15 protein-coding genes are annotated in these 21,161 nt (G+C 64.9%); 11 read left to right on the forward strand and 4 right to left on the reverse strand.

What is annotated here, in order from left to right; genetic code table 11:
* The first annotated feature begins 13 nt into the window (after positions 1 to 13).
* The 3 genes from ACO2RV_RS19010 to ACO2RV_RS19020 all read left to right on the forward strand — a co-directional run bounded on the left by ACO2RV_RS19010 (position 14) and on the right by ACO2RV_RS19020 (position 4,003).
* Positions 14 to 808, forward strand: a complete 795-nt coding sequence (locus ACO2RV_RS19010; protein ID WP_423295806.1) for an ABC transporter ATP-binding protein — start codon at positions 14 to 16, stop codon at positions 806 to 808.
* Positions 808 to 1,584: an ABC transporter permease gene (locus ACO2RV_RS19015; protein WP_423295808.1), complete on the forward strand. Its 777-nt coding sequence runs from the start codon at positions 808 to 810 to the stop codon at positions 1,582 to 1,584. Before ACO2RV_RS19010 ends, ACO2RV_RS19015 begins: the two co-directional genes overlap by 1 nt.
* A gap of 100 nt (positions 1,585 to 1,684) precedes the next feature.
* Positions 1,685 to 4,003: a Tex family protein gene (locus ACO2RV_RS19020; RefSeq protein WP_423295810.1), complete on the forward strand. Its 2,319-nt coding sequence runs from the start codon at positions 1,685 to 1,687 to the stop codon at positions 4,001 to 4,003.
* A 255-nt stretch (positions 4,004 to 4,258) separates the two neighbouring features.
* On the opposite strand, the gene serA is transcribed toward ACO2RV_RS19020, so the two are convergent.
* Positions 4,259 to 5,527 (reverse strand): phosphoglycerate dehydrogenase, encoded by a 1,269-nt coding sequence (serA, locus tag ACO2RV_RS19025; RefSeq protein WP_423295811.1) that lies wholly within the window; start codon positions 5,525 to 5,527, stop codon positions 4,259 to 4,261.
* A 337-nt stretch (positions 5,528 to 5,864) separates the two neighbouring features.
* Here serA and ACO2RV_RS19030 point away from each other — a divergent pair, with 337 nt between their 5' ends.
* The 6 genes from ACO2RV_RS19030 (at position 5,865) to ACO2RV_RS19055 (ending at position 12,459) form a co-directional block, all read left to right on the forward strand.
* Entirely contained in the window at positions 5,865 to 6,932 is a 1,068-nt protein-coding gene (locus tag ACO2RV_RS19030) for a dipeptidase (RefSeq protein ID WP_423295812.1), read from the forward strand.
* 92 nt (positions 6,933 to 7,024) lie between these two features.
* The gene (locus tag ACO2RV_RS19035; protein WP_423295813.1) at positions 7,025 to 7,840 is read left to right on the forward strand and encodes a DeoR/GlpR family DNA-binding transcription regulator; all 816 of its coding nucleotides are present in this window, start codon (positions 7,025 to 7,027) and stop codon (positions 7,838 to 7,840) included.
* A gap of 144 nt (positions 7,841 to 7,984) precedes the next feature.
* The gene (locus ACO2RV_RS19040) at positions 7,985 to 8,998 is read left to right on the forward strand and encodes an ABC transporter substrate-binding protein (protein ID WP_423295814.1); all 1,014 of its coding nucleotides are present in this window, start codon (positions 7,985 to 7,987) and stop codon (positions 8,996 to 8,998) included.
* 25 nt (positions 8,999 to 9,023) lie between these two features.
* Positions 9,024 to 10,061: an ABC transporter ATP-binding protein gene (locus tag ACO2RV_RS19045; RefSeq protein WP_423295815.1), complete on the forward strand. Its 1,038-nt coding sequence runs from the start codon at positions 9,024 to 9,026 to the stop codon at positions 10,059 to 10,061.
* Complete coding sequence (locus ACO2RV_RS19050) at positions 10,058 to 11,743, forward strand: ABC transporter permease subunit (protein WP_423295816.1); 1,686 nt, start codon at positions 10,058 to 10,060, stop codon at positions 11,741 to 11,743. The genes ACO2RV_RS19045 and ACO2RV_RS19050 overlap by 4 nt, the downstream gene beginning before the upstream one ends.
* Complete coding sequence (locus ACO2RV_RS19055; RefSeq protein WP_423295817.1) at positions 11,740 to 12,459, forward strand: HAD family hydrolase; 720 nt, start codon at positions 11,740 to 11,742, stop codon at positions 12,457 to 12,459. The genes ACO2RV_RS19050 and ACO2RV_RS19055 overlap by 4 nt, the downstream gene beginning before the upstream one ends.
* Here the strand turns inward: ACO2RV_RS19055 and ACO2RV_RS19060 are convergent.
* Positions 12,456 to 13,706: a glycosyltransferase family 4 protein gene (locus ACO2RV_RS19060; RefSeq protein WP_423295818.1), complete on the reverse strand. Its 1,251-nt coding sequence runs from the start codon at positions 13,704 to 13,706 to the stop codon at positions 12,456 to 12,458. The genes ACO2RV_RS19055 and ACO2RV_RS19060 overlap by 4 nt on opposite strands.
* Positions 13,706 to 14,779: a UDP-galactopyranose mutase gene (gene glf / locus ACO2RV_RS19065; RefSeq protein WP_423295819.1), complete on the reverse strand. Its 1,074-nt coding sequence runs from the start codon at positions 14,777 to 14,779 to the stop codon at positions 13,706 to 13,708. Before glf ends, ACO2RV_RS19060 begins: the two co-directional genes overlap by 1 nt.
* A 585-nt stretch (positions 14,780 to 15,364) precedes the next feature.
* Here glf and ACO2RV_RS19070 point away from each other — a divergent pair.
* Positions 15,365 to 16,579 (forward strand): hypothetical protein, encoded by a 1,215-nt coding sequence (locus ACO2RV_RS19070; protein ID WP_423295820.1) that lies wholly within the window; start codon positions 15,365 to 15,367, stop codon positions 16,577 to 16,579.
* Between the two features lie 373 nt (positions 16,580 to 16,952).
* Here ACO2RV_RS19070 and ACO2RV_RS19075 read toward each other — a convergent pair whose 3' ends face one another.
* On the reverse strand, positions 16,953 to 18,893 hold the full coding sequence (locus tag ACO2RV_RS19075) for a ParB/RepB/Spo0J family partition protein (protein ID WP_423295821.1): 1,941 nt from the start codon (positions 18,891 to 18,893) through the stop codon (positions 16,953 to 16,955).
* Positions 18,894 to 20,217: 1,324 nt separating this feature from the next.
* Between ACO2RV_RS19075 and ACO2RV_RS19080 the strand changes: the two genes are divergently transcribed.
* Complete coding sequence (locus ACO2RV_RS19080) at positions 20,218 to 20,913, forward strand: hypothetical protein (protein WP_423295822.1); 696 nt, start codon at positions 20,218 to 20,220, stop codon at positions 20,911 to 20,913.
* The last annotated feature ends 248 nt before the right edge of the window (positions 20,914 to 21,161 follow it).

Here is a 21,161-nt window from a genome sequence, read left to right on the forward strand (position 1 = left end):
GGTGCCTGACTGAATGTCCTCCGCCCCTCCCCTCGTCGAACTGAAGAATGTCGGCCTCGCCTATGGCGAGGGCAAGGAAGCGACGCTGGCGCTCGCCGACGCCACCATGAGCATCGCCGATGGCGAGTTCGTCGCCGTGGTCGGCCCGTCCGGCTGCGGCAAGTCCACGCTGATGAAGCTCGTCACCGGCCTGCTGCCGCCGACCTCCGGCGAGGTCAAGGTGCGCGGCGCGCGCGTCACCGGGCCGATCCGCGGCGTCGGCATGGCGTTCCAGAACTCCACCTTGATGCCCTGGCGCACCACGCGCGACAACGTCATGCTGCCGCTGGAGGTTGTCGAGCCGCACAAGCGGCGGCTGCGCGCCGAGCGCGCCTATTATTTCGACAAGGTGCAGCAGCTGCTCGCCTCGGTCGGGCTCGGCGAATTCGGTGACAAATACCCCTGGCAGCTCTCCGGCGGCATGCAGCAGCGCGCCAATGTCTGCCGGGCGCTGATCCACGAACCGCAGATCCTCATGCTGGACGAGCCGTTCGGCGCACTCGACGCCTTCACCCGCGAGGAACTGTGGGGGATCATGCAGGCGCTGTGGCTGGAGCGGCGCTTCACCGCCGTGCTGGTGACGCATGATCTGCGCGAGGCGGTCTATCTCGCCGACACGGTCTATGTGATGAGCCGCCGCCCCGGCCGCATCGTCAAGATCCGCACGGTCGACCTGCCGCGTCCGCGCACGCTGGAGACCACCTTCCAGGCCGAATTCGTCGAGATCGTGCACGAATTGCGCGAGCGCATCCAGCTGGAGCATGCCTGATGACCGCGCGCCAGCGGCGCCTTGCGCGCCTCGCCATGCCCTGGCTCACCCTCGCCGTACTGCTGCTTCTGTGGGAAGCGGCCTGCCTTCTCCTCGACATACCGGAAATCATCGCCCCGCGTCCCAGCCGGGTGATCGAGGTCATGGTGCAGCGCTGGGACCTCCTGCTGCGCTTCTGCCTGGAGACCTTCTGGACGACGATGATCGGCTTCTTCCTCGCCATCGGCTTCGGACTGTTGCTGGGTCTGGCCATCGGCGCCTCGCCCTTCATCTATGCCGGCCTCTACCCGCTGCTGATCGCCTTCAACGCCATCCCCAAGGTCGCCATCGTGCCAATCCTGATGATCTGGCTCGGCATCGGCGCGTTGCCGGCGGTCATCACCGCCTTCGTCATCTCCTTCTTCCCCATCGTGGTGAACGTCGCCACCGGCCTGGCCACCATCGAACCGGAAATGCGCGACGTCATGCGCTCGCTCGGCGCCAGCAACTGGGAAATCCTGACCAAGGTCGGGGTGCCGCGCGCCATGCCCTATCTGTTCGCCAGCCTGAAGGTGGCGGCGACGCTCGCCTTTGTCGGCTCGGTGCTGGCGGAGACGGTCGGCGGCAATCGCGGCATCGGCTTCCTCATGCTGTCGGCCAGCGCGCGCAACGATTCCGCCACCACCTTCGCCGGCCTGTTCGCCATCGCCATCATGGGTGTCGGCGTCTACGCGGCCTGCGCGCTGATCGAGCGGCGCATGACCCGCTGGGCTTTTCGCGGACAGGTGGTGAACTGAGGGCGGACGACAAGCTGGGCACGCCGGCAACCGGGCGGTAGCCTTCGCGGGAGCGGCTGACTATGGTCGCGCCCCCTGCATATTCACGTCCCGGTACCGCATGACTGCCGACAACGCCTCCCTCGCCGCCCGCCTTGCCCAGCAAATCGCCGGCGAGATCAACGCCCGCCCGCAGCAGGCCGCGGCGGCCATCGCCCTGCTCGACGAGGGCGCGACCGTTCCCTTCATCGCGCGCTACCGCAAGGAGGTCACCGGCGGTCTCGACGACACCCAGCTGCGCCTGCTCGGCGAGCGGCTGATCTATCTGCGCGAGCTGGAAGCCCGGCGCGGCGCGATCCGCGAATCCATCCGCCAGCAGGAAAAGCTGACCCCGGATCTGGAAGCCTCCATCGACGCTGCCGCCACCAAGGCCGAGCTGGAGGACATCTACCTCCCGTTCAAGCCCAAGCGCCGCAACAAGGCGGAAATCGCCCGCGAGCGCGGTCTCGGCCCGCTGGCGGAGACGATCCTCGCCGAGCGCGCCGCCGTCCCCGCGGAGCTGGCCAAGGCGTACCTCACCGACGAGGTGCCGGAGGTGAAGGCGGCGCTGGATGGCGCGCGCGACATCATCTCCGAGCAGTTCGCGCAGAATGCCGAACTGCTCGGCCGGTTGCGCGGCCACCTCCACCGGCACGCCAACATCCGCGCCCGCGTGGTCGAGGGCAAGCAGGAGGCGGGCGCCAAGTTCTCCGACTATTTCGACCATGTCGAGAAATGGGCCAACGTGCCGAGCCATCGCGCGCTCGCCATGCTGCGCGGGCGCAACGAGGACGTGCTGACGCTGGAGATCGAGGCTGATGCCGACGATCCCCGTCCGGTGAAGCCGGTGGTGCGGATGATCATGGAGGCCTATTCGATCGGCGACCGCCTGCCCGGCGACGCTTGGCTGACCGAGGTCGCCGGCTGGACCTGGCGGGTGAAACTCTCGCTGCACCTTTCGCTCGACCTGATGACCGAGCTGCGCATGAAGGCGGAGACCGAGGCGATCAACGTCTTCGCCCGCAACCTGAAAGACCTGCTGCTCACCGCCCCGGCCGGCTCGCGCTCCACCATGGGGCTCGATCCCGGCATCCGGACCGGCGTCAAGGTCGCGGTGATCGACGGCACCGGCAAGCTGGTGGCGACCACCACGGTCTATCCCTTCCCGCCGAAGAACGACGTGCGCGGCACCCAAGGTGAGCTCGCCCGCCTCATCCGCCAGCACAAGGTCGAGCTGGTCGCCATCGGCAACGGCACCGGCAGCCGCGAGACCGAGAAGCTGGTGGCGGAGATGCTGGGCGACCTGCCGCCGCCAAAACCCATCAAGGTGGTGGTGTCGGAAGCCGGCGCCTCGGTCTATTCGGCCTCGGAGCTGGCTGCGGCCGAGTTCCCCAATCTCGACGTGTCGCTGCGCGGCGCAGTCTCCATCGCCCGCCGGCTTCAGGACCCGCTGGCGGAGCTGGTGAAGATCGAGCCGAAGTCGATCGGCGTCGGTCAGTACCAGCACGATGTCGACCAGTATCATCTGGCGCGGGCGCTCGACGCGGTGGTCGAGGATGCGGTGAACGCGGTCGGCGTCGACCTCAACACCGCTTCGGCCTCGCTGCTGGCGCGCGTGTCGGGGCTGGGCAGCTCGCTCGCCGAGGCCATCGTCGCCCATCGCGACGCCAACGGCCCGTTCGCCAGCCGCAAGCAGCTCCTGGAGGTCTCGCGCCTGGGCCCCCGCACCTTCGAACAATGCGCCGGCTTCCTGCGCATCCGCGACGGCGCCGAGCCGCTGGACGCCTCCTCGGTGCATCCGGAGGCCTATGGCGTCGCGCGCAAGATCGTCAAAGCCTGCGGGCGCGACCTGCGCGCGCTGATGGGTGACAGCGCGGCGCTTTCCGCACTGGATCCCCGCGCCTTCGTCGACGAGCGCTTCGGCCTGCCCACCGTGCGGGACATCATCGCCGAGCTGGACAAGCCCGGCCGCGACCCGCGCCCCGCCTTCAAGACCGCCACCTTCGCCGACGGCATCGACGACATGAAGCAGCTCATGCCCGGCATGGAGCTTGAAGGCACGGTGACGAACGTCGCCGCCTTTGGCGCCTTCGTCGATATCGGCGTGCATCAGGACGGGCTGGTGCACGTCTCCCAGCTCGCCGACCGCTTCATCAAGGACGCGCACGAAGTGGTGAAAGTCGGCGACGTGGTGAAGGTGCGGGTGCTTGAGGTCGACCTCAAGCGCAAGCGCATCTCGCTGTCGATGCGTAGGGATGCCGGCGCTGGCGTCCCAGCCGGCCGGGGCGCACCGGAGCGTCCGCAGGGCGGGCAAGGCAAGCCCGCGCCTGCGAAACCCGCGCCGCGCGAGCCGCAGGGCGCCTTTGGCGCCGCGCTGATGGACGCGCTGAAACGGCGGTAGATGAAAACCGTCATCCCGGACCGCAGCAAGGCCGATCCGCGATCGTGTGAAACCGGCGAGCGATCCCGGCTCTCGGCTGCGCTACGGCCGGAAGGACAGTAATGTTCTCGACTTCCCATCCCAAGCGACGTCATCCTGAGGTGCCCGGCAAATGCCGGGCCTCGAAGGATACTCATCCGGGCGTGCCCCGCATCCCATCCTTCGAGGCCGCCTTCGGCGGCACCTCAGGATGACGTTGCTGCGTGGTTCAGCCCCTTACACCTTGTGCTCGTAGAGCAGCCGGGCGCGGATCGTTCCCTCCAGCGCGCGGATGTCGGTGAGCACGCGCTGGCTGTCCGCCGCCGAGGCGTCGGCGTCGAGCACGACATAGCCGATATCGGCATTGGTCTCGTAGTACTGCGCGGCGATGTTGACCTGGTGCCGGGCCAGCACGTCGTTCAGCCGGCCGAGCATGCCCGGCAGATTGCGCTGCACCTGGATGAAACGGGTGCCGAGCGGACGGGCCGGCAGCTGCACCTGCGGGAAATTCACCGCGCCCACCGTGGAGCCGGTGTCGCTGTAGTCGACCAGCTTGCGCGCCACCTCGGCACCGATGCGCTCCTGCGCCTCCTCGGTCGAGCCGCCGACATGCGGGGTGAGGATGACATTGTCGAGCCCCTGCAGCGGCGAGACGAAGCGCTCGCTGTTGGAACCGGGCTCGACCGGGAACACGTCGACCGCGGCGCCGCGCAGGCGGCCCGCCTTCAGCGCTTCCGCCAGCGCGTCGAGGTCGACCACGGTTCCGCGGCTGTTGTTGATGAAATAGGCGCCCGGCTTCATCGCCGCGAATTCGGGGCGGCCGATCATCCCGGCGGTGGCCGGCGTCTCCGGCACATGCAGCGACACGACATCGCTCAGCGCCAGCAATTCGGTGAGGCTGCCGACGGATTCGGTGTTGCCGTGGCGCAGCTTGTCGGTGTGGTCGTAGAAGATGACCTTCATGCCCATCGCCTCGGCAAGGTTCGACAGCTGCGAGCCGATATTGCCGTAGCCGACGATGCCGAGCGTCTTGCCGCGCACTTCCAGGCTGTTATTGGCCGACTTGTCCCAGCGTCCCTCATGCGCGGCGCGCGAGCGCTCGGGAATTCGCCGCAGCAGCATGACGATCTCGCCGATCACCAGCTCCGCGACGCTGCGCGTGTTGGAGAACGGCGCGTTGAACACGGGAATGCCGTGAACCCGGGCCGCATCGAGATCGACCTGGTTGGTGCCGACGCTGAAGCAGCCGATGGCGATCAGCCGATCCGCCGCCTCAAGCACATCGGCGGTGATGTTGGTGCGCGAGCGGATGCCCAGAATGTGCACGCCCTTGATCGCCTCCTTCAGCGCGTCGCCGTCCAGCGCCTTCGGCAGGCGCGTGACACTGGAATAGCCGGCGGCCTTGACGATCTCGACTGCGCTGTCGTTCACGCCCTCAAGGAGCAGTACGCGGATCTTGTCCTTGGACAGCGACAGTTGCGAGGAATGGGAATGATGATCGGCCACGATCTCGGCGTCCTTCGGCGATGAAACAAGCTGACGAGGGAAGACCCGGCCCGAACGCACCTCTATGCGTCGCCCGGCGGATCCACCGCCCGAGGAATGTGACATCCCCGGGCGGCGCGGAACTTACCCCTTCTGCGGCCGCCGTCCACCATGCGTGTGCCGGCGCCAGGCAGGAATCGTCCACCCTTTGTCGAACATGCGCCCAACATCCTGCCCCGCACCTCGAAAAGCTCTGGCGAAAGGTGCAAGAGCATGCCCCAATTTCCCGGTGAATCGCGGTGGATGATGCGCATGAAGCCATCGTTGCCGCGTCCGCGCGCGCGAGTGGATGAGCAGGATGACGCAGCTGACAGAGACGATTTTCGACGGTCACAACGACGTGCTGCTGCGCCTGTGGGAGCACGCCAAAGCGGGCATCGACCCTATCCGCGAATTCGCCGAAGGCACCGATCAGGGTCATCTCGACGCGCCGCGTGCGCGCAAGGGCGGCCTGATCGGCGGGATATGCGCCATCTATATTCCCTCGGGCGGTCTGGAGTTGAAGGCGCCCGACGAGCGGGGCCACTACGCGACCGAGCTCGCCGCGCCGCTGGAACGCGCGCCCTCGCTCGACACAGCGCTCGAATTCGCCGCCATCGCCTTCCGTCTGGAACGGGCGGGGGCCTGGAAGCTCTGCCGCTCCATGGCAGACATCCGCGACGCCGGCGCGCGCGGCATCTTCGCGGCCGTGCTGCACATGGAAGGCTGCGAGGCGATCGATCCCGACCTCGCGGCGCTGGAGACGTTCCATGCCGCCGGGCTGCGCTCGCTCGGCCCGGTGTGGAGCCGCAACAACATCTTCGGCCATGGCGTGCCCTTCGCCTACCCAATGGGCCCGGATACTGGACCGGGCCTCACCCCCGCCGGCTTCGAACTGATCCGCGCCTGCAACCGGCTCGGCATCGTGGTCGACCTCGCCCACATCACCGAGAAGGGGTTCTGGGACGTGGCAAAGACCACCGAGCAGCCGCTCGTCGTCAGCCATTCCAACGCCCATGCCCTCACCCCGGTCGCGCGGAACCTGACCGACCGCCAGTTCGACGCGGTGCGCGAGAGCAAGGGGCTGGTGGGGCTCAACTTCGCCACCACCATGCTGCGCGCCGACGGACAGGAGAACGCCGCGACGCCGATTGCCGACATGGTCCGGCACATCCGCTACATGGTCGAGCGCATGGGCATCGACTGCGTGGCGCTGGGATCGGACTTCGACGGCGCGACCATCCCCGCGGAGATCGGCGACGCCGCCGGCCTGCCCGCGCTGGTCGCGGCCCTGCGGGCGGACGGTTTCCAGTCCGGCGAGATCACCGCCATCTGCCGGGACAACTGGCTGCGCATCCTCGCCCGTGCCTGGGGCGAGGCGGCCTGATCGGCCGCCGGGCCCGCGCCTTGAAAGCGCGGGACCGCCGGCCCATAAGAAATGCCAGATTCGCTGAACAATCCGGCGCGGCCCGATTCCAGATGAGCATCCCCAAGTCAGCCGCGACGCGACCCGGACCGGGCGAACCAGTGCCGGCCGACAAGAAAACGCGCCGGCAGGGCGAAGTGCTCCTGCTGCTGGAGCGGCTCGGCTACGCCTCGGTCGAGCAACTCTCGGAACGCTTCGGCATCACCACCCAGACGGTGCGGCGCGACATCGCCGACCTGTCGGCGCTCGGCAAGGTGCGGCGCTATCACGGCGGCGTCGCGCTCTCGGCCGCGATCGACCCGACCACCTACCGCCAGCGCCGGGTGGAGCGCGTCGAGGCCAAGCGCCGCATCGCCGCGCGCGTCGCCGAGCTGGTGCCCGACGGCGCCTCGGTCTTCCTCGACACCGGCACCACCTGCGAGACCGTCGCCGAGGCGCTGACCGCCCGCACCGACCTCAAGGTCGTCACCTACAGCCTGCGCGCCGCCACACTGCTCAGCGACCGCACCGACTTCACGATCGCGGTTCCCGCCGGCTTCGTGCGCAACGTCGATGGCAGCGTGTTCGGCGAAGGCACGACCGATTTCATCCGCCGCTTCCGCTTCGATGTCGCCATCATCGCGGTGAGCGGCATCGAGGCCGATGGGCGCATGGCGGATGACGACCATAACGAGGTCGCCATCGTGCGCCTGGCGATGACGCTCGCGCGCTCCATCATCCTTGCCGCCGACAGCAGCAAGTTCGACCGCGCCGCGCTGGTCGAGCTCGGCAACGTCGCCGACGTCTCCGACTTCGTCACCGATGCCGAGCCACGCGCCGAACTTCAGGGCGTGCTCCGCGAGGCCGGCGTCCGACTGCACATATCCTGAGCGCCGGGCGCATCGAAGTTGGTCTTTACAGACCTTCAAATTGCATTAGCTTCTAAATGTTGGAAAAACGACATTCCTTTCCGTCTTTGGTCGGAAACGGACTTTTTCCACCGCAGAAGGCCAAAAACAAAGAGGAGTGGGAACATGCTGACGATGAAGAGCGGACGCGCGCTGATGACGGCGGCGGCTCTCCTGCTGTTCGGGGGCGTCGCCTCCGCCGAGGCGATTACCGTCTACACCGCTTATGAAGAGGACGAGGCCGCCGCCTTCCTGGCGGAAGCCAAGAAAGCGCTTCCCGATATCGACGTGAAGATGCTGCGCCTGTCCACCGGCGACCTGGCCGCGCGCATCATCGCCGAATCCGGCAATCCCCAACACGACGTGCTGTGGGGCTTCGCCGTCACCTCCATGGTCGACCCGCGCATTAGTGCGACGCTGGAAGCCTACAAGCCCAAGGGCATCGAGGCGGTGGCCGAGCGCTTCCGCGACAAGGACGGCAAGTGGTTCGCCGTCACCGGCTACATGGCCGCCTTCTGCGTCAACAAGGACCGCCTCGCCGCCAAGGGCCTGCCGATGCCGAAGTCCTGGGCGGACCTGACCGATCCCAAGTTCAAGGGCGAGGTGGTCATGCCGAACCCGGCCAGTTCGGGCACCGGCTACATCCAGGTCGACGCGCTCCTACAGATGATGGGCGAGGAGAAGGGCTGGGCGTTCCTCGACAAGCTCGACAAGAACGTCGCGCAGTACATCAAGTCGGGCTCCAAGCCGTGCAACGCCGCCTCGGCGGGCGAGTACGCGGTCGGCGCCTCCTTCGAGCTGCGCGCGATCAAGAACATCGAGGAAGGCTACCCGATCGCCATGGTCATCGCGTCCGAAGGCGCGGGCAACGAGTTGGAGGCCAATGCGCTGGTCGCCGCCTCCAAGCACAAGGACGCCGCCAAGCGCTTCCTCGACTGGACGGTGAGCAAGCAAGCCGCCGACTCCTATTACAAGTGGAAGGCCATCGTCACCGTGCCCGGCGGCACCATGCCGGAACGCTTCATCAAGGCCGGCCTGCCGGCCGACATCTCCACCGTGCTGTTCCCGGTCGACTTCGCCGCTGCCGCCAATGACCGCGCGCGGATCATCGAGACCTGGCAGAAGAAGTACGAGCGCTGAGCGGAACAAGCGGGAGATCACGGCCATGAGCCTCTCGATCCGGGATGTCTCAAAGCGGTTCGCGGGTCTCACCGCGCTCGACCGCGTCTCGCTCGACGTGCCGAACGGAACCTTCGTCTGCTTCCTCGGCCCCTCCGGCTGCGGCAAGACCACGCTCCTGCGCGTGATCGCCGGACTGGAGGAGGCCAACAGCGGCGAAATCCGCCTGAACGGGCAGGACCTGTCGCACACCCCTGCCCGCGACCGGAATTTCGGCATCGTCTTCCAGTCCTATTCGCTGTTCCCCAACATGTCGGCGGCGCGCAACGTCGCCTACGGGCTGGAGTGCCGGCGCTGGGCGAAGCCCGCCGTGGCCGAGCGCGTCGATGCCATGCTCAGGCTGGTGCATCTGGCCGACCATGCGCAGAAGCTGCCGGCACAGCTTTCCGGCGGGCAGCAGCAGCGGATCGCGCTGGCGCGGGCCATGGCGCCCAATCCGGCTCTACTGCTGCTCGACGAGCCGCTCTCCGCGCTCGACGCCAAGGTGCGCGAGGAATTGCGGGTGGAGATCCGCGCGGTGCAACGGCGCCTCGGCATCACCACCATCATGGTCACGCATGACCAGGAGGAGGCCCTCGCCATGGCCGACCTCGTCGTGGTGATGAACCGCGGCGTGATCGAGCAGGTCGGCGCGCCGCGCGCGCTCTATGACGAGCCGGCCACTCCCTTCGTCGCCAGCTTCATCGGCGGCATGAACCTCATCGACGTCGCCGCCGGCGCGGATGGGCGACCGACCTTCGGCGACATTCCCTTGCGGGTGGAGGACCGACACAATGGCGCCCGCAGCCTCGGCCTGCGGCCCGAGCATGTGGGAATCGGCGCGCCGGATGCGGTGGGCGAGAACATCGTGCCCGGCCGGATTCTCGACGTCGCCTTTCTCGGCAACCTGACGCGCGTCTCGGTGGAGCCCGCAATGGGCGGCCGGCCGATCCTCGTCGAGATTCATGGCCGCACCCGCATCCCCGCGGTCGACGAGATGGTAACGCTGCATTTGCCCGCCGACGCGCTGCGGGTGCTGGCATGAGCGTGCGCTCCGAGCCCTTGCCGGCCGCAGCCACACGCGGCCGCTTCCTCAGCGACCGGATGGTCGCCGGCCTGCTAACGGCGGCCGTCGCGCTGCCGCTGGCCCTGTTCTTCCTGCTGCCGCTGCTGTCCATCCTGGCGCGCAGCTTCGAGACGACGGCAGGCTTCGGCCTCGGCAATTTCAGCTCGGCGCTGTCGACCGCGCGCTTCTGGCAGCTCGTTGCCAACAGCGCGGCGATGTCGGCGATGTCGACCGTGCTGGGCGTCACCCTGGCCTATGCCTACGCCTATGGCCTGCAACGCGCCTGCGTTCCCGGGCGCAGCCTCCTGCGCATCGTCGCGCTGATGCCGCTCTTCGCGCCGTCCATGGTGCAGGCGCAGGGGCTGATCCTGCTGCTCGGCCGTAACGGTGCGCTCAACCGCTTCTTCGACGCCGGCATCGAGATCTACGGCTTCTGGGGCACGGCGATCGCCAACCTGCTCTACGCCTTCCCCTATGCCTTTCTCATTCTCTCGGCCTCGCTCGCCATCGCCGATGGCCGGCTCTATGAGAGCGCGACGGTGATGGGCGCCGGCCCGTTCCGCATCTTCCGCACAGTGACGCTGCCCGCCACCCGCTTCGGCCTCGCCGCCGCCTGCTTCGTCGTGTTCACGCTGGTCATGACCGATTTCGGCAACCCGATGGTGATCGGCGGCGATTTCAACGTGCTCGCCACCGAGATCTACAATCAGGTGATCGGACAGGCCCAGTTCGGCCTCGGTGCCGTCATCGGCGTGGTGCTGTTGGTGCCGGCCGTGATCGCCAAGGTGCTGGAGAAGCGCATCACCCGCCGTCAGCACGCGCTGCTCACCGCGCAGTCGCGGCCGCTTGTCATCAAGCCGGCATTGAAGCGCGATATCGGTTTCGCGCTCTATCTCTACACCGTCGCGGCGCTGATGCTCTCGGTGGTCGGCATCGTCGTCTTCGCCAGTTTCGTGCGGCTCTGGCCCTACAACATGGAACTGACGCTGAAGCACTACCAGTTCGACGTGCAGAACGGCATCGCCCCCTTGTGGAACAGCATCGCCGTGGCGATCGCGACCGCCTTCCTCGGCGTGCTGCTCGCCGGCGCGGCGGCGATCGTCGTGAACAAGTTCCGCAACCCGCTGACCGGCACGCTGTCGCTGCTCGCCGTGCTGCCCTCCGCCGTACCGGGAATGGTGCTGGGGCTCGGCTATGTGCTGACCTTCAACAGCCCCTCGAACCCGCTCAATTTCCTCTATGGCGGGTTCTTCCTGATCATCGTCCTGAACGTCTATTACAACCACAGTCAGGCGTTCCTGATCTCCTCGACCAGCCTCGGCCAGATCGGCGACAGCTTCGACGAGGCCTCGACCATGCTGGGCGCCGGCGTGCTGCGCACTTTGTTCAAGGTCACGCTGCCGCTGATCTGGCCGACCCTGCTCGGCATCGGCGTGTTCTATTTCATGCGGGCCATGGTCTCGCTCTCGGCGGTGATCTTCCTCATCACCCCTTCCACCCAGGTCGCCGCCGTCTCCGTGCTGCAACTCTCCGACCGCGGCGCGCTGAACCAGGCCGCCGCCTTCTCCGTGTGCATCATGGCGACCGTGGTCGGCTGCCTGCTGCTCGTGCGCCTCATCCTCGTGCTCGCGGGCGCCAAGAACGTGACGTTGATCCGATGACCGATCCAGCCACCATCCGCGCCATCCTGTTCGACAAGGACGGCACGCTGCTCGACTACGAGAAGACCTGGGGCACCATCAACCGCGCCGCCGCCGCCCTCGCCGCCCATGGCGACCACGCGCTGGCGATGCGCCTGCTCGACATTGGCGGCATCGACCCGGCAAGCGGCCTGACGCGGGCCGACAGCCTGCTGGCCGCCGGCAATACCAGCGAGATCGCGCAGGCCTGGGTCGCCGCCGGCAGCCCCTATGGCGTGGCGGACCTCACCGCGGCGCTCGACGACCTCTTCACCCAGTCAGCGACCCGCGCGGTGCCCGTGACCGATCTCGACGCACTGTTTCAGCGGTTGACGGCGCGCGGTCTGATCCTCGGCATCGCCAGCAGCGACAGCGAGGCGGCCATCCGCGCGACACTCCGCACGCTCGGCGTGAGTGGCCATGTCCGCTGCGCCATCGGCTATGACAGCGGCCATGGCAGCAAGCCGGGACCGGGCATGCTTCTCGGCTTCGCCGCAGCCATCGGCATCGCGCCGGCCGAGATCGCCGTGGTCGGCGACAATCTGCACGATATGGAGATGGCGCGGTCGGGCGGCGCCGGCCTGCGCATCGGCGTCCTCACCGGCACCGGCCGGCAGGAAACCCTCGCCGCCGCCGCGGATCTGTGCCTGCCCAGCATCGCCGACCTCGAAGGACAGCTGTTCCGCCAGCTGGTTTAAGGGCGTGGGCCGCGCGCGGCGATCGACGTCATGACCGACTTGTAGCTGGCGGCAAATTTATTAGCCGTCAAATAATCGAGGAACGCCGACCGGTTCGCCGCGCCGAGGGCGGCCAATCGCGTCCGGTCGCCCACCACTTCCTCGATCTTGCCCCTGATCGACTCAGGGGTAGGCTCGCAAAGCACCACCCCCTCGGACAACTTCGCCAAGGTTTTATTGCCGCCGGTATCGGTCGCGATGATGGGTCGACCAAGAGCCATCGCCTCGATCGCCACGAGATCGAAATATGTGTTTCGGTTCGGAAGAATAAAGACGTCGCTTTTCTTGATGAGACTGTGGACCTTGTTGGTCCAGCCCACCTCGATCCAGTTGGGATGCTCCGGCGCCGGGATCGGTCCGGCCCCTCCGGCGACGACGACGGCGACATCGCCTCTTGACGCGAGTGGCAGCGCCGCATCGATCAGGAGATCGTAGCCCTTCACCCGATTATGCCGGCCGGCATAGCAGATCAGCGGTCGCTGCCCCGTTCGGCCGAGATCGAGATCGAAATCCGGCAGTTCCCCGATATCGACGATGCCGGTCATGAGATAGCTGACCGGCTTTTGCCCCACCAGCGTCTCGAACTCCGGCCAGAACGTCTCGTATATCTTGCGCGAATGCTCGCAGGGGAAGACCAGATGGTCGACGACCTCGACGCCTCGCGTATCGATGGCATCCAGTCGCACCTTGAGACGAGGGAGCAGGAACGGTGCGAGACCATACCCCATGATTACCGCCGCACGCTCGACCGCCGGCTTCTCCGGACTGTGCGACGTCAGCACCAGCACCGTCTTCGACCTCAGGCCGAGACGCGTGAGCGAATTGTGCCCCATCAGCGCATGAAGCGTCGTGTGGCAGTGAAGAACGTCGAAATTGCCTTCCTTCAGCCGCTGCTCGGCACGCTCCGGCAGATAATATTTGTCGAGATCCTTGAAATAGATCTCCATCCACTCCTTGCGCAGTCGCTCCGCCAGGAACGTCTTGCCCAGCCGCCACAAGGCGGGCGACAGGGCCTTCAGCTTCGACGCCTGCTCGGTAAGGCCGTTGGGCTGGCGAATACCCGCTTGCGACTCGAACAGAAACTCGATGCCGTCGCTGCCAACGTCCTTCAGGCCCTCGACCAGTTGCCAGAGATAGCCGCGAGGGCCACCGGCATTCTGCATCGGCACGTTAGGCTCATAGACGGCGACTTTGGCGCGCGGCCCCATCACTCCGTCGCCCCCAGCGCCGCCCCGACGACTTGGTCCATATTATAATACCTGTATTGTGCCAGCCGCCCGACGAAGACGACGTCGCGTTCCGCGTCCGCCAGGGCCTTGTACTGGCGGAACAGCGCCTCGTTCTCCGGGCGCGGCACCGGGTAATAGGGCTCGCCCTCGGCGCAAGGGTATTCCCGCACGATCGAGGTGCCCTTCACCTTCTGTCCCGAGAGATGCTTGAACTCGGTGATGCGGGTGAAGTCGTGCGCGTTGGGGTAGTTCACCGTTCCCACCGGCTGCGCCTGATCGGTATCCGGCAGGTGCTCGTGCTCAAAGCGCAGGCTGCGATAAGGCAACCGGCCGAGTCGGTAGCCGAAATAACCGTCGATCGGGCCGGTATAGAAGATTCGGTCGAACGCACGGCGATCGAGGCTCTCGAATTCGACGCCGAGTTCCACCGTGATGTTGGGATGATCCAGAATGTTGCGGAACATGGCGGTGAACCCATCCGCCGGCATGAACTGGAAGCTGTCGGTGAAATAGCGGTCGTCATCGTTGGTCCGCGTCGGGATACGCGCAGCGACGCCGGCCGAGAGCTGCGACAGGTCGAGACCCCACTGCTTGCGGGTATAGCCACGAAAGAACAGCTCGCAGAGCTCCGGCCCGACGCTGTTCAGCACCACATCCTCGCTGCTGACGATCGGCGAGCGCGGCGTGCGCACCTGCTCGAAGAAGGCGGCGGCGCCCGCCTCGTCGAGATCGAGGCCGTAGAGCCCGTTCAGCGTCGTCCGGTTGATCGGGATCGGCAGCCGCTTGCCCCGCACCTCCGCCAGCACGCGGTGCTCGTAGAAGCGCCAATGCGTGAAGCGGCTGAGATACTCGAAGATGCGCTTGGCGTTGGTGTGGAAGATGTGCGGCCCGTAGCGATGGATCAGCACGCCATTGTCGTCGAACTCGTCATAGGCGTTGCCGGCGATATGCGGGCGCCGATCGATGATCCGCACCTTGCGCCCCTGCGAGGCCAGACGCTCCGCGCACACCGCTCCGGCAAAGCCGGCGCCGACGACCAGCGTTTCAGTCATGCCCCGCTCCGGCGCCCAACACCCTCATCTCTCCTCCACGATCCACCCGACGAGGGATTACCCAGTGCGGCGCAGCATTGCCAGCCTAGAGAACGCCGACCCGCGCGAATCGACAAGCCACCGCGCGGCCATGCGTGCAGTTACAACGATTTCGCGCCCCGGCGCAGCAGGCGCCTTGCCATTGTCGCCTCGACCAGGACCCGCACTCAAAACGCGGCGTGCGAGGCGGCGAAAACGAGGTGCATCGGCGAAAAATGCGATAGGCTTCACGGATCCGGATTTCCGCTGTCTTCGCACAAGGCGCGCGAACCCGGCATCCGACGCCCTCATTTGCAAATGCCCGCTGCTCAATTGCGAGTTACGAACAAAGCGATGACATCAACGGCTGAACGATCCACCTATATTCCGACCGCCAATTCCCTTCTCAGAATATTCACCTATGCAATTGCACTCCTCGGCCCCGCACTCATAAGCGCTCGGCTAGCTATATATATCACCATCAACTACCCGTCCCCGATTGGAGACAGCATATTCTTAGCAGCCTCCTCTATAAATTACTGCTACAACGATTTACTTGGCACTACATTGTTAAGCTTAGACACATCCGGACAATCACGCCATATATGGCACGGATATTTCCAGCCCTTCGTCATAAATCTCCTGAACTTCCCCTGCAGCAATGCCGGGCAATATTACGCGCTTTCTTTCATCTCGGTCATCACGGCGGTGACCGTCTACATAACCGGCCGCTATGCCCGAATCCCGCTGGCCTGGATCGTCTCGCTGGCTGTCGTCTGTTTTGCGCTGCAGACAAAGCAGCAATTTCGGCCCGAGACACTCGCCATCCTCCTGTGCGTCGTGGCCGAGTTCGCTTTTTCCCAGCGGAAATGGCCGCTGCTGACGGCGTCCCTCAGCCTGCTCGCATGGACCCATCCGCTCGGCCTGATCGTCTACGCCGCCTTCATCGCTTGGCGCATGAACGGCGAACTGTTCCGCAGCGTTCTCGGCGCGATCCTGCCATGCCTCGTCGTCTTCATCGTCGTGAATGCGGCGCTCTGGTATCTCTACCCCTACCCGGTGAGAGACCTCCTGAGCGGCCTCGCCGCGCAGGGTGAATTTCTTGCCCAGCGCGAGGATGGCGAAGTATTCAGCTATTTCATCCGTTCGGATTTCTTCCCCCTCTACGGCGTATTTCTGGCCGTGTGCGTCGCCCTCGCGATCGCCATCGACTACAGGAACATACTCTTCATACCCGTTATGTGGTGGGCCGCCCTTCGTGCACCGCCCACGCATTACAATGTGATCCCCCTCTTATGCGGGATGCTGTTCTACATCGCATGGTCGTTCCGGGATTCCGGCGCTTATTCCCCGCGGAGAGTCCTCGCCGGATCGGCTTTTGCTTTCGCGCTGCTCATTTCAACCGTCGGCCTCGCCCAGGGCGTCGGGCGGGACATCAACGCCTATCTGCGCTTCCACGGCACGGAGCAGGCCGCCAGAGCGCGGGTGACGCAGCTGGAAGCCGAGGGTCTTCGCATCTGCGGCGTGCCGATCTACTTCGCCGTCGTGTTTCCGGAACGGCCTATGCTCAAATGGAAAGCGGCCTGGCGCGAATGCGACGCACCGGGCGCGCAGGATGTCGACCTGAAGGGATACGCGACGCCGGAGGAGATGCTCCAGTGCAAGCCCTGGCCGACCGACAACCCGGGCCTGCCACTGATCACCCGGATCTTCCGACGGGATTCGGGATATTCCTTCGCCGTGTGCCCGGCGGGGGAAGTGCGCTCGATACAGCCCTATTGAGCAACCCCCGGCCCCCCGGCCGCGTCGCGTCGGTCGGGGCGGTCGCCACTGTGAGAAGGGCCTCAGGAAGATGGTGGCGCTGTGGGACTCGAACCCACACGGGCGATGCCCGAGGCATTTTAAGTCCTCGTCAATAAGAGTTAAATTATTGTTTTTACTTGTTAATTTTCCTTATGTGGCAGCGTATGTGTCAAAAAATGTGTCAGGCAGGAACGCCCGGAAATCGGTTGGCGGGACGACTGCCTGCCACTGACATGAGCAGAATTCCGCTGGGACGTCCGCCGAAGGCTAGCGGCATGCTCCAAACGAACAATGAAGAACGCCCGCGCGGATGACCGCGCGGGCGCAAACGGTGGACGGCGTTCACCGGATGTCAGGCCGCCGTCTCGGCCCCCTGCATGGCTTGCCTGACCACTCCGGTTCGCAAGGGGTGGGGCAGCCATCCGGAACCGGCCAGCAGTTCCTCGGCAGACGCCGCCATGGCCTGCTTCTTCATCCCGCTCAGGCGGTCTGCCGCCGCCTCTCCGACAGCCTCGCGCACGGCTTCGGCAATCTGCGTCTTGGTGACCCGACCAAAGTAGCTCCCGACGGTCGGACACCAATGCTCGGCCATGTCGAGGCCCGATGCCTGTGCAAGCCGGTCAGCCGTTTCCTGTACGCCCGGCTTCCGCTCCCAAGGAAGCCGCACCACATTGACCGTCAGCGCCGCGCAGTGGGCCAGCAATCCGGTCAGACTGGCCTGATCAAGTACAGCCAGGAAGCCCCACAGAGCGTCCGCGTCAGTCGGAAGTCGCGCCGCCCAAGAGGCATGGCGCTCATGAAGGGTCGCTGCCGCCGCCGTATCCTCGATCCCATCGGCATGACCGCCGAGCTGCGCGCTGGTCGGCCGGATTTCGAGGCAGGCGATTTCCCGGCCCCTGTAGAAGGTCTGCGCCGCCAGCGCGTGCGTCAGAGCCAGCAGGGCGATTTCCGGCTGATTGCCGAGGGTGAGCCGCATCGCCAGCGTGCGGTGGGCCGAGAGGTCGCGCAGAAGTGCGTCCGAGAGGCCGCGCTCGATCTCATCCCCTCCGTCGGGGTCTTCGCCCGATGCCACGGTCTGCGTTTCGCCGGTCTCCCCGCCCACCTCCGCCTCCGCATCATCCTCGGGGCGGATGAAGCCCCGCTCGATGCGTGCCGTACCGTCGTGGCCGGGCACGACGAAGACGCCGCCTCGTGCCCTGTCGCTCGGGCTGTAGGCATGGCGCATGGCATCGAGCCGATCGATTTCGGCTTCCACCGCCGCGAACTGGGCATCCGCGTCATCGGGCAGTTCGTCGTACGCCTCGTACTCGGTCGTGAGCCGATCAAGAGCCTCCTGCGCGGCGGCGTAGGCGGCTTCCTCCTCGGCGGCGAGCTCCACCGGCTGGGGATAGAGCCGGCGCAGGCCGTGGGCATGGGGATAGTCGGTGTGGACACTGACCCACTTCCAGCCTTCGGCCTCCTGCACCTGCCGGGCCACCTCGTCGAGCTTCGCCGTGACGAGGCGGTCCAGCAGCGGCACATCCTCATAGAAGCCGCCCCGATCATCAGTGAACAGGTCGCGCAGGATCGTTCCCCCCGCCTCGACGTAGGCCTCCCGGCCGACGAAGACAGCGCGCCGGTCGCCGGCAGCCACACTGGTCTTGGTAAGGTCGCGCCGGATGCTCCACGGCTCGCGGTTATAGGAGAGGTTGTCGTAGACCTGCTCCTGCCGTGCGTGATCCTCGGTGATGGCGAAGGCCATCAGTTGGTCGAGGCTCAGGCCGCCCTCCCGGTAGACCTGCATCAGCCGGGGACTGACCGCGCCGAGGCGCAGGCGCTGACGCACGACATGGGCCGTGACACCGAAGCGGGCGGCGATGTCCTCGGCGCCCAGCCCCCGTTCCTCGGCCAGACGCCGGAAGGCCTCGAACTGGTCGGCGGGATGCATCGCTTCGCGGGTGACGTTCTCGTCGAGGCTGATCTCGTGAGGATCATTGGTCGTGTCAAGAAGGCAGCGGATCGGCTCGGTCTTCTTGATCTCCTTGCGCTTGGCGCGCAGCATCTGTGCGAGGCGCCGACCTTCGCCGATGGTGACGAGATAGAAGCCGGTGGGACGCCCGTCCTCCACCTCGGGTTCCACCACGAGGTTCTGGAGCAGGCCCTTGACGGCGATGCTGGCCGCCAGAGCCCCGATATGGGCCTCGCTGTGCGGCGTCGTCCGGGCATTGCGGGGCGACTTCTTGAGTCTGTTCAGCGGCACGATGATCTCGCTGCCGCTTTCGACGGTCGCAGGCTCCTTGATCTGGATGTTCATGGTCATTCTCCTGTTGGACTTGGGTTGAAGCGCAGCGCTGCGCTGCAACCCTGCCCGTCGGCGAGACCGGGGTAGCAAGGAGCAAAGGGGTAGGCCGGACGGAGGGGGATCACCCGGCCTGCACAAGGCGAAGCCGCGGAAGGCCGGGGACACCGTCCCGGCCAAGCGCAGCGTCCCTTGCGCCGCGCGGGGGCGGAGCCCCTAGTAGTCACGGCATGAACGGATCAACGATCGAGCTCGCGCCCGAGATAGCGCATGATCGTTTCGCCGAGTTCGCGCGCCCAATCGCCGAAGGTACGCGAGCGCATGAGCGAGCCTTCGGTCTGATGGCGCCTGCCGGAAACCGTTTCCCGAGGGGTTCAGGGCCTCCTGAACCCTGCCTCGTGGCGAACAGCGGGGAGAGAGGGGGGGAAGCCCCGGACACGGTGGGGGTCTCCCCGGTCTGCATCGAGCGAAGCGACGGAAGATGGGGGATACCGCGGGCGGCGGCTTGTCAGCGCCAACGGCGCCCCTTCCCGCGCGAGCGATCGTCCCGCAAGGCGGAGATCCAGCACGGAGCTCCGTTGCCGCAGGCAAGAGAGCGCGGTCCGCAGGACGCGCCCAGCCATTCGATGCAAATCAAGTGTTCCAGCCGATCAGGCCCGGCACCCAAGAATCGAAAGAAAAAGAGGCGCGGCATATGGCGCGCCTCTTGGTGATGTCGCTCGCAGTGAAGAGCATTTGGGCCTCAATCCTCTTCCAGCTGGTTGCCCCACTCATCCGTCTCGGGGTCGAAGCCGTGCGACCAGGAGGCGTACGGTCGCGGCACCTCCCGAACGTGACGGGGCAAATCCGGGGGTGGGGCGGGATCCGGGGGCGGCATAGGCTCGTCTGAGGCCTCCTCTCGGATGACCTCCTCGAAGTACCAAGCACGGCGAGTGATAGAGCGCATATAAATCTCCAATCGTTCTGCGCCTTGTCCCGGTCTGGAAGTGGGACATAGTTGATCGTCATGACAACGGAGACAATGTCAATAAAAATTTCAGGGACGGCCGCACTTTGTTACAAATACGACCGTCCCTTTGGCGCCTTCTCGAATGCGTTGACCAATTTTCCAGACCGATCAACGCAATCGGCAGATTGGAGATGTTTCTTTTCACTGCATAAAACTAATCGCACGCCAGACGATTATTGTCAAATGCTCTCAGAGAAACCTAGCCTGTCGTACTTTTTGAACGGAATATGCGAAATTTTTGCAGCCCTTGTGATTTTTGGCTGCCCAATTTAAAAAATTTCGTTTCCATCCAAAAAAATGGGTAAGAGCGTGGACGACGAGAACTCGAATGTGATCGACGACGAAGCGGAATTCTTGGTCCATCTTGGGACGGCAGAGAAGCTTCTCCGCATGCCGAAAATAAAAAAAGAGTTTATAAACTGCATCAAACCTTTTGCAAGTAAATCTATAATAGAAAAATGGATAGATGAACGCGATGAAAAAGATATAAGCGGATTCAATAACGCAAAGCGACGCTTTGTTAAAGGAATGAGCGCTATAAGTGATATTAAACATATTTCACTTATCCCAATATACAAACAGATAATTGAATCGGCGGGCCTAGAATTTGAATCTCAGGGATTCGCACATGGGATGTCTGGATCGTATAAAGTTATTTTGGAAGAAAGATACCGACATATAGAAAATAATATCAGCGATTTCGTCATTTCGTTCTTTGAAACACCAGAGTTATTCATGTTTAAAATGAATTATCTCCGAGGCGAGCCGCAGTTGTGTACTGGCCTTGTCATGATTCGAGACGAAACGATGTTTCTAGTTGCAAATACAAGGTACATTACGCTTTTCGGGCGATTTCCGGCAGAGCCATCAAAATCGGATGCATTTGAGGGAGATATGATATTCCGATGTGACCAGGGAAATAATGATCCTGATATTGCGTGCGGAAAATTATTTATTATCGACAGTAAGGTTCCGCCAGCGGAAATGTCTCTTCTTGAAAAGAGATCTCGAGAAAAGCTGGGATAGTTCTGGATACCCCCCGCAAGGCGCTCCGGCGCCTTTCGGACACGCCAGATCTTGGGCCCTTCGGGCCGTACTCGTCGAGCATGAGCTGCACTCACCTGCTACCGGTTCTGTGGACGCTCAGTTAACAGCGCGGTGACGAAGTAGCAGTTTGATCAAGCGTCCTCTGCCGGGGCCGCGATGGCGAGGAACGCCGGTGCGCCGTTGATTTCGGCGATGATGACGATGGCCAGCGCGACATCGGTCTGAAT

The sequence above is a fragment of the Ancylobacter sp. VNQ12 genome, assembly GCF_049445835.1.
GTDB lineage: Bacteria > Pseudomonadota > Alphaproteobacteria > Rhizobiales > Xanthobacteraceae > Ancylobacter.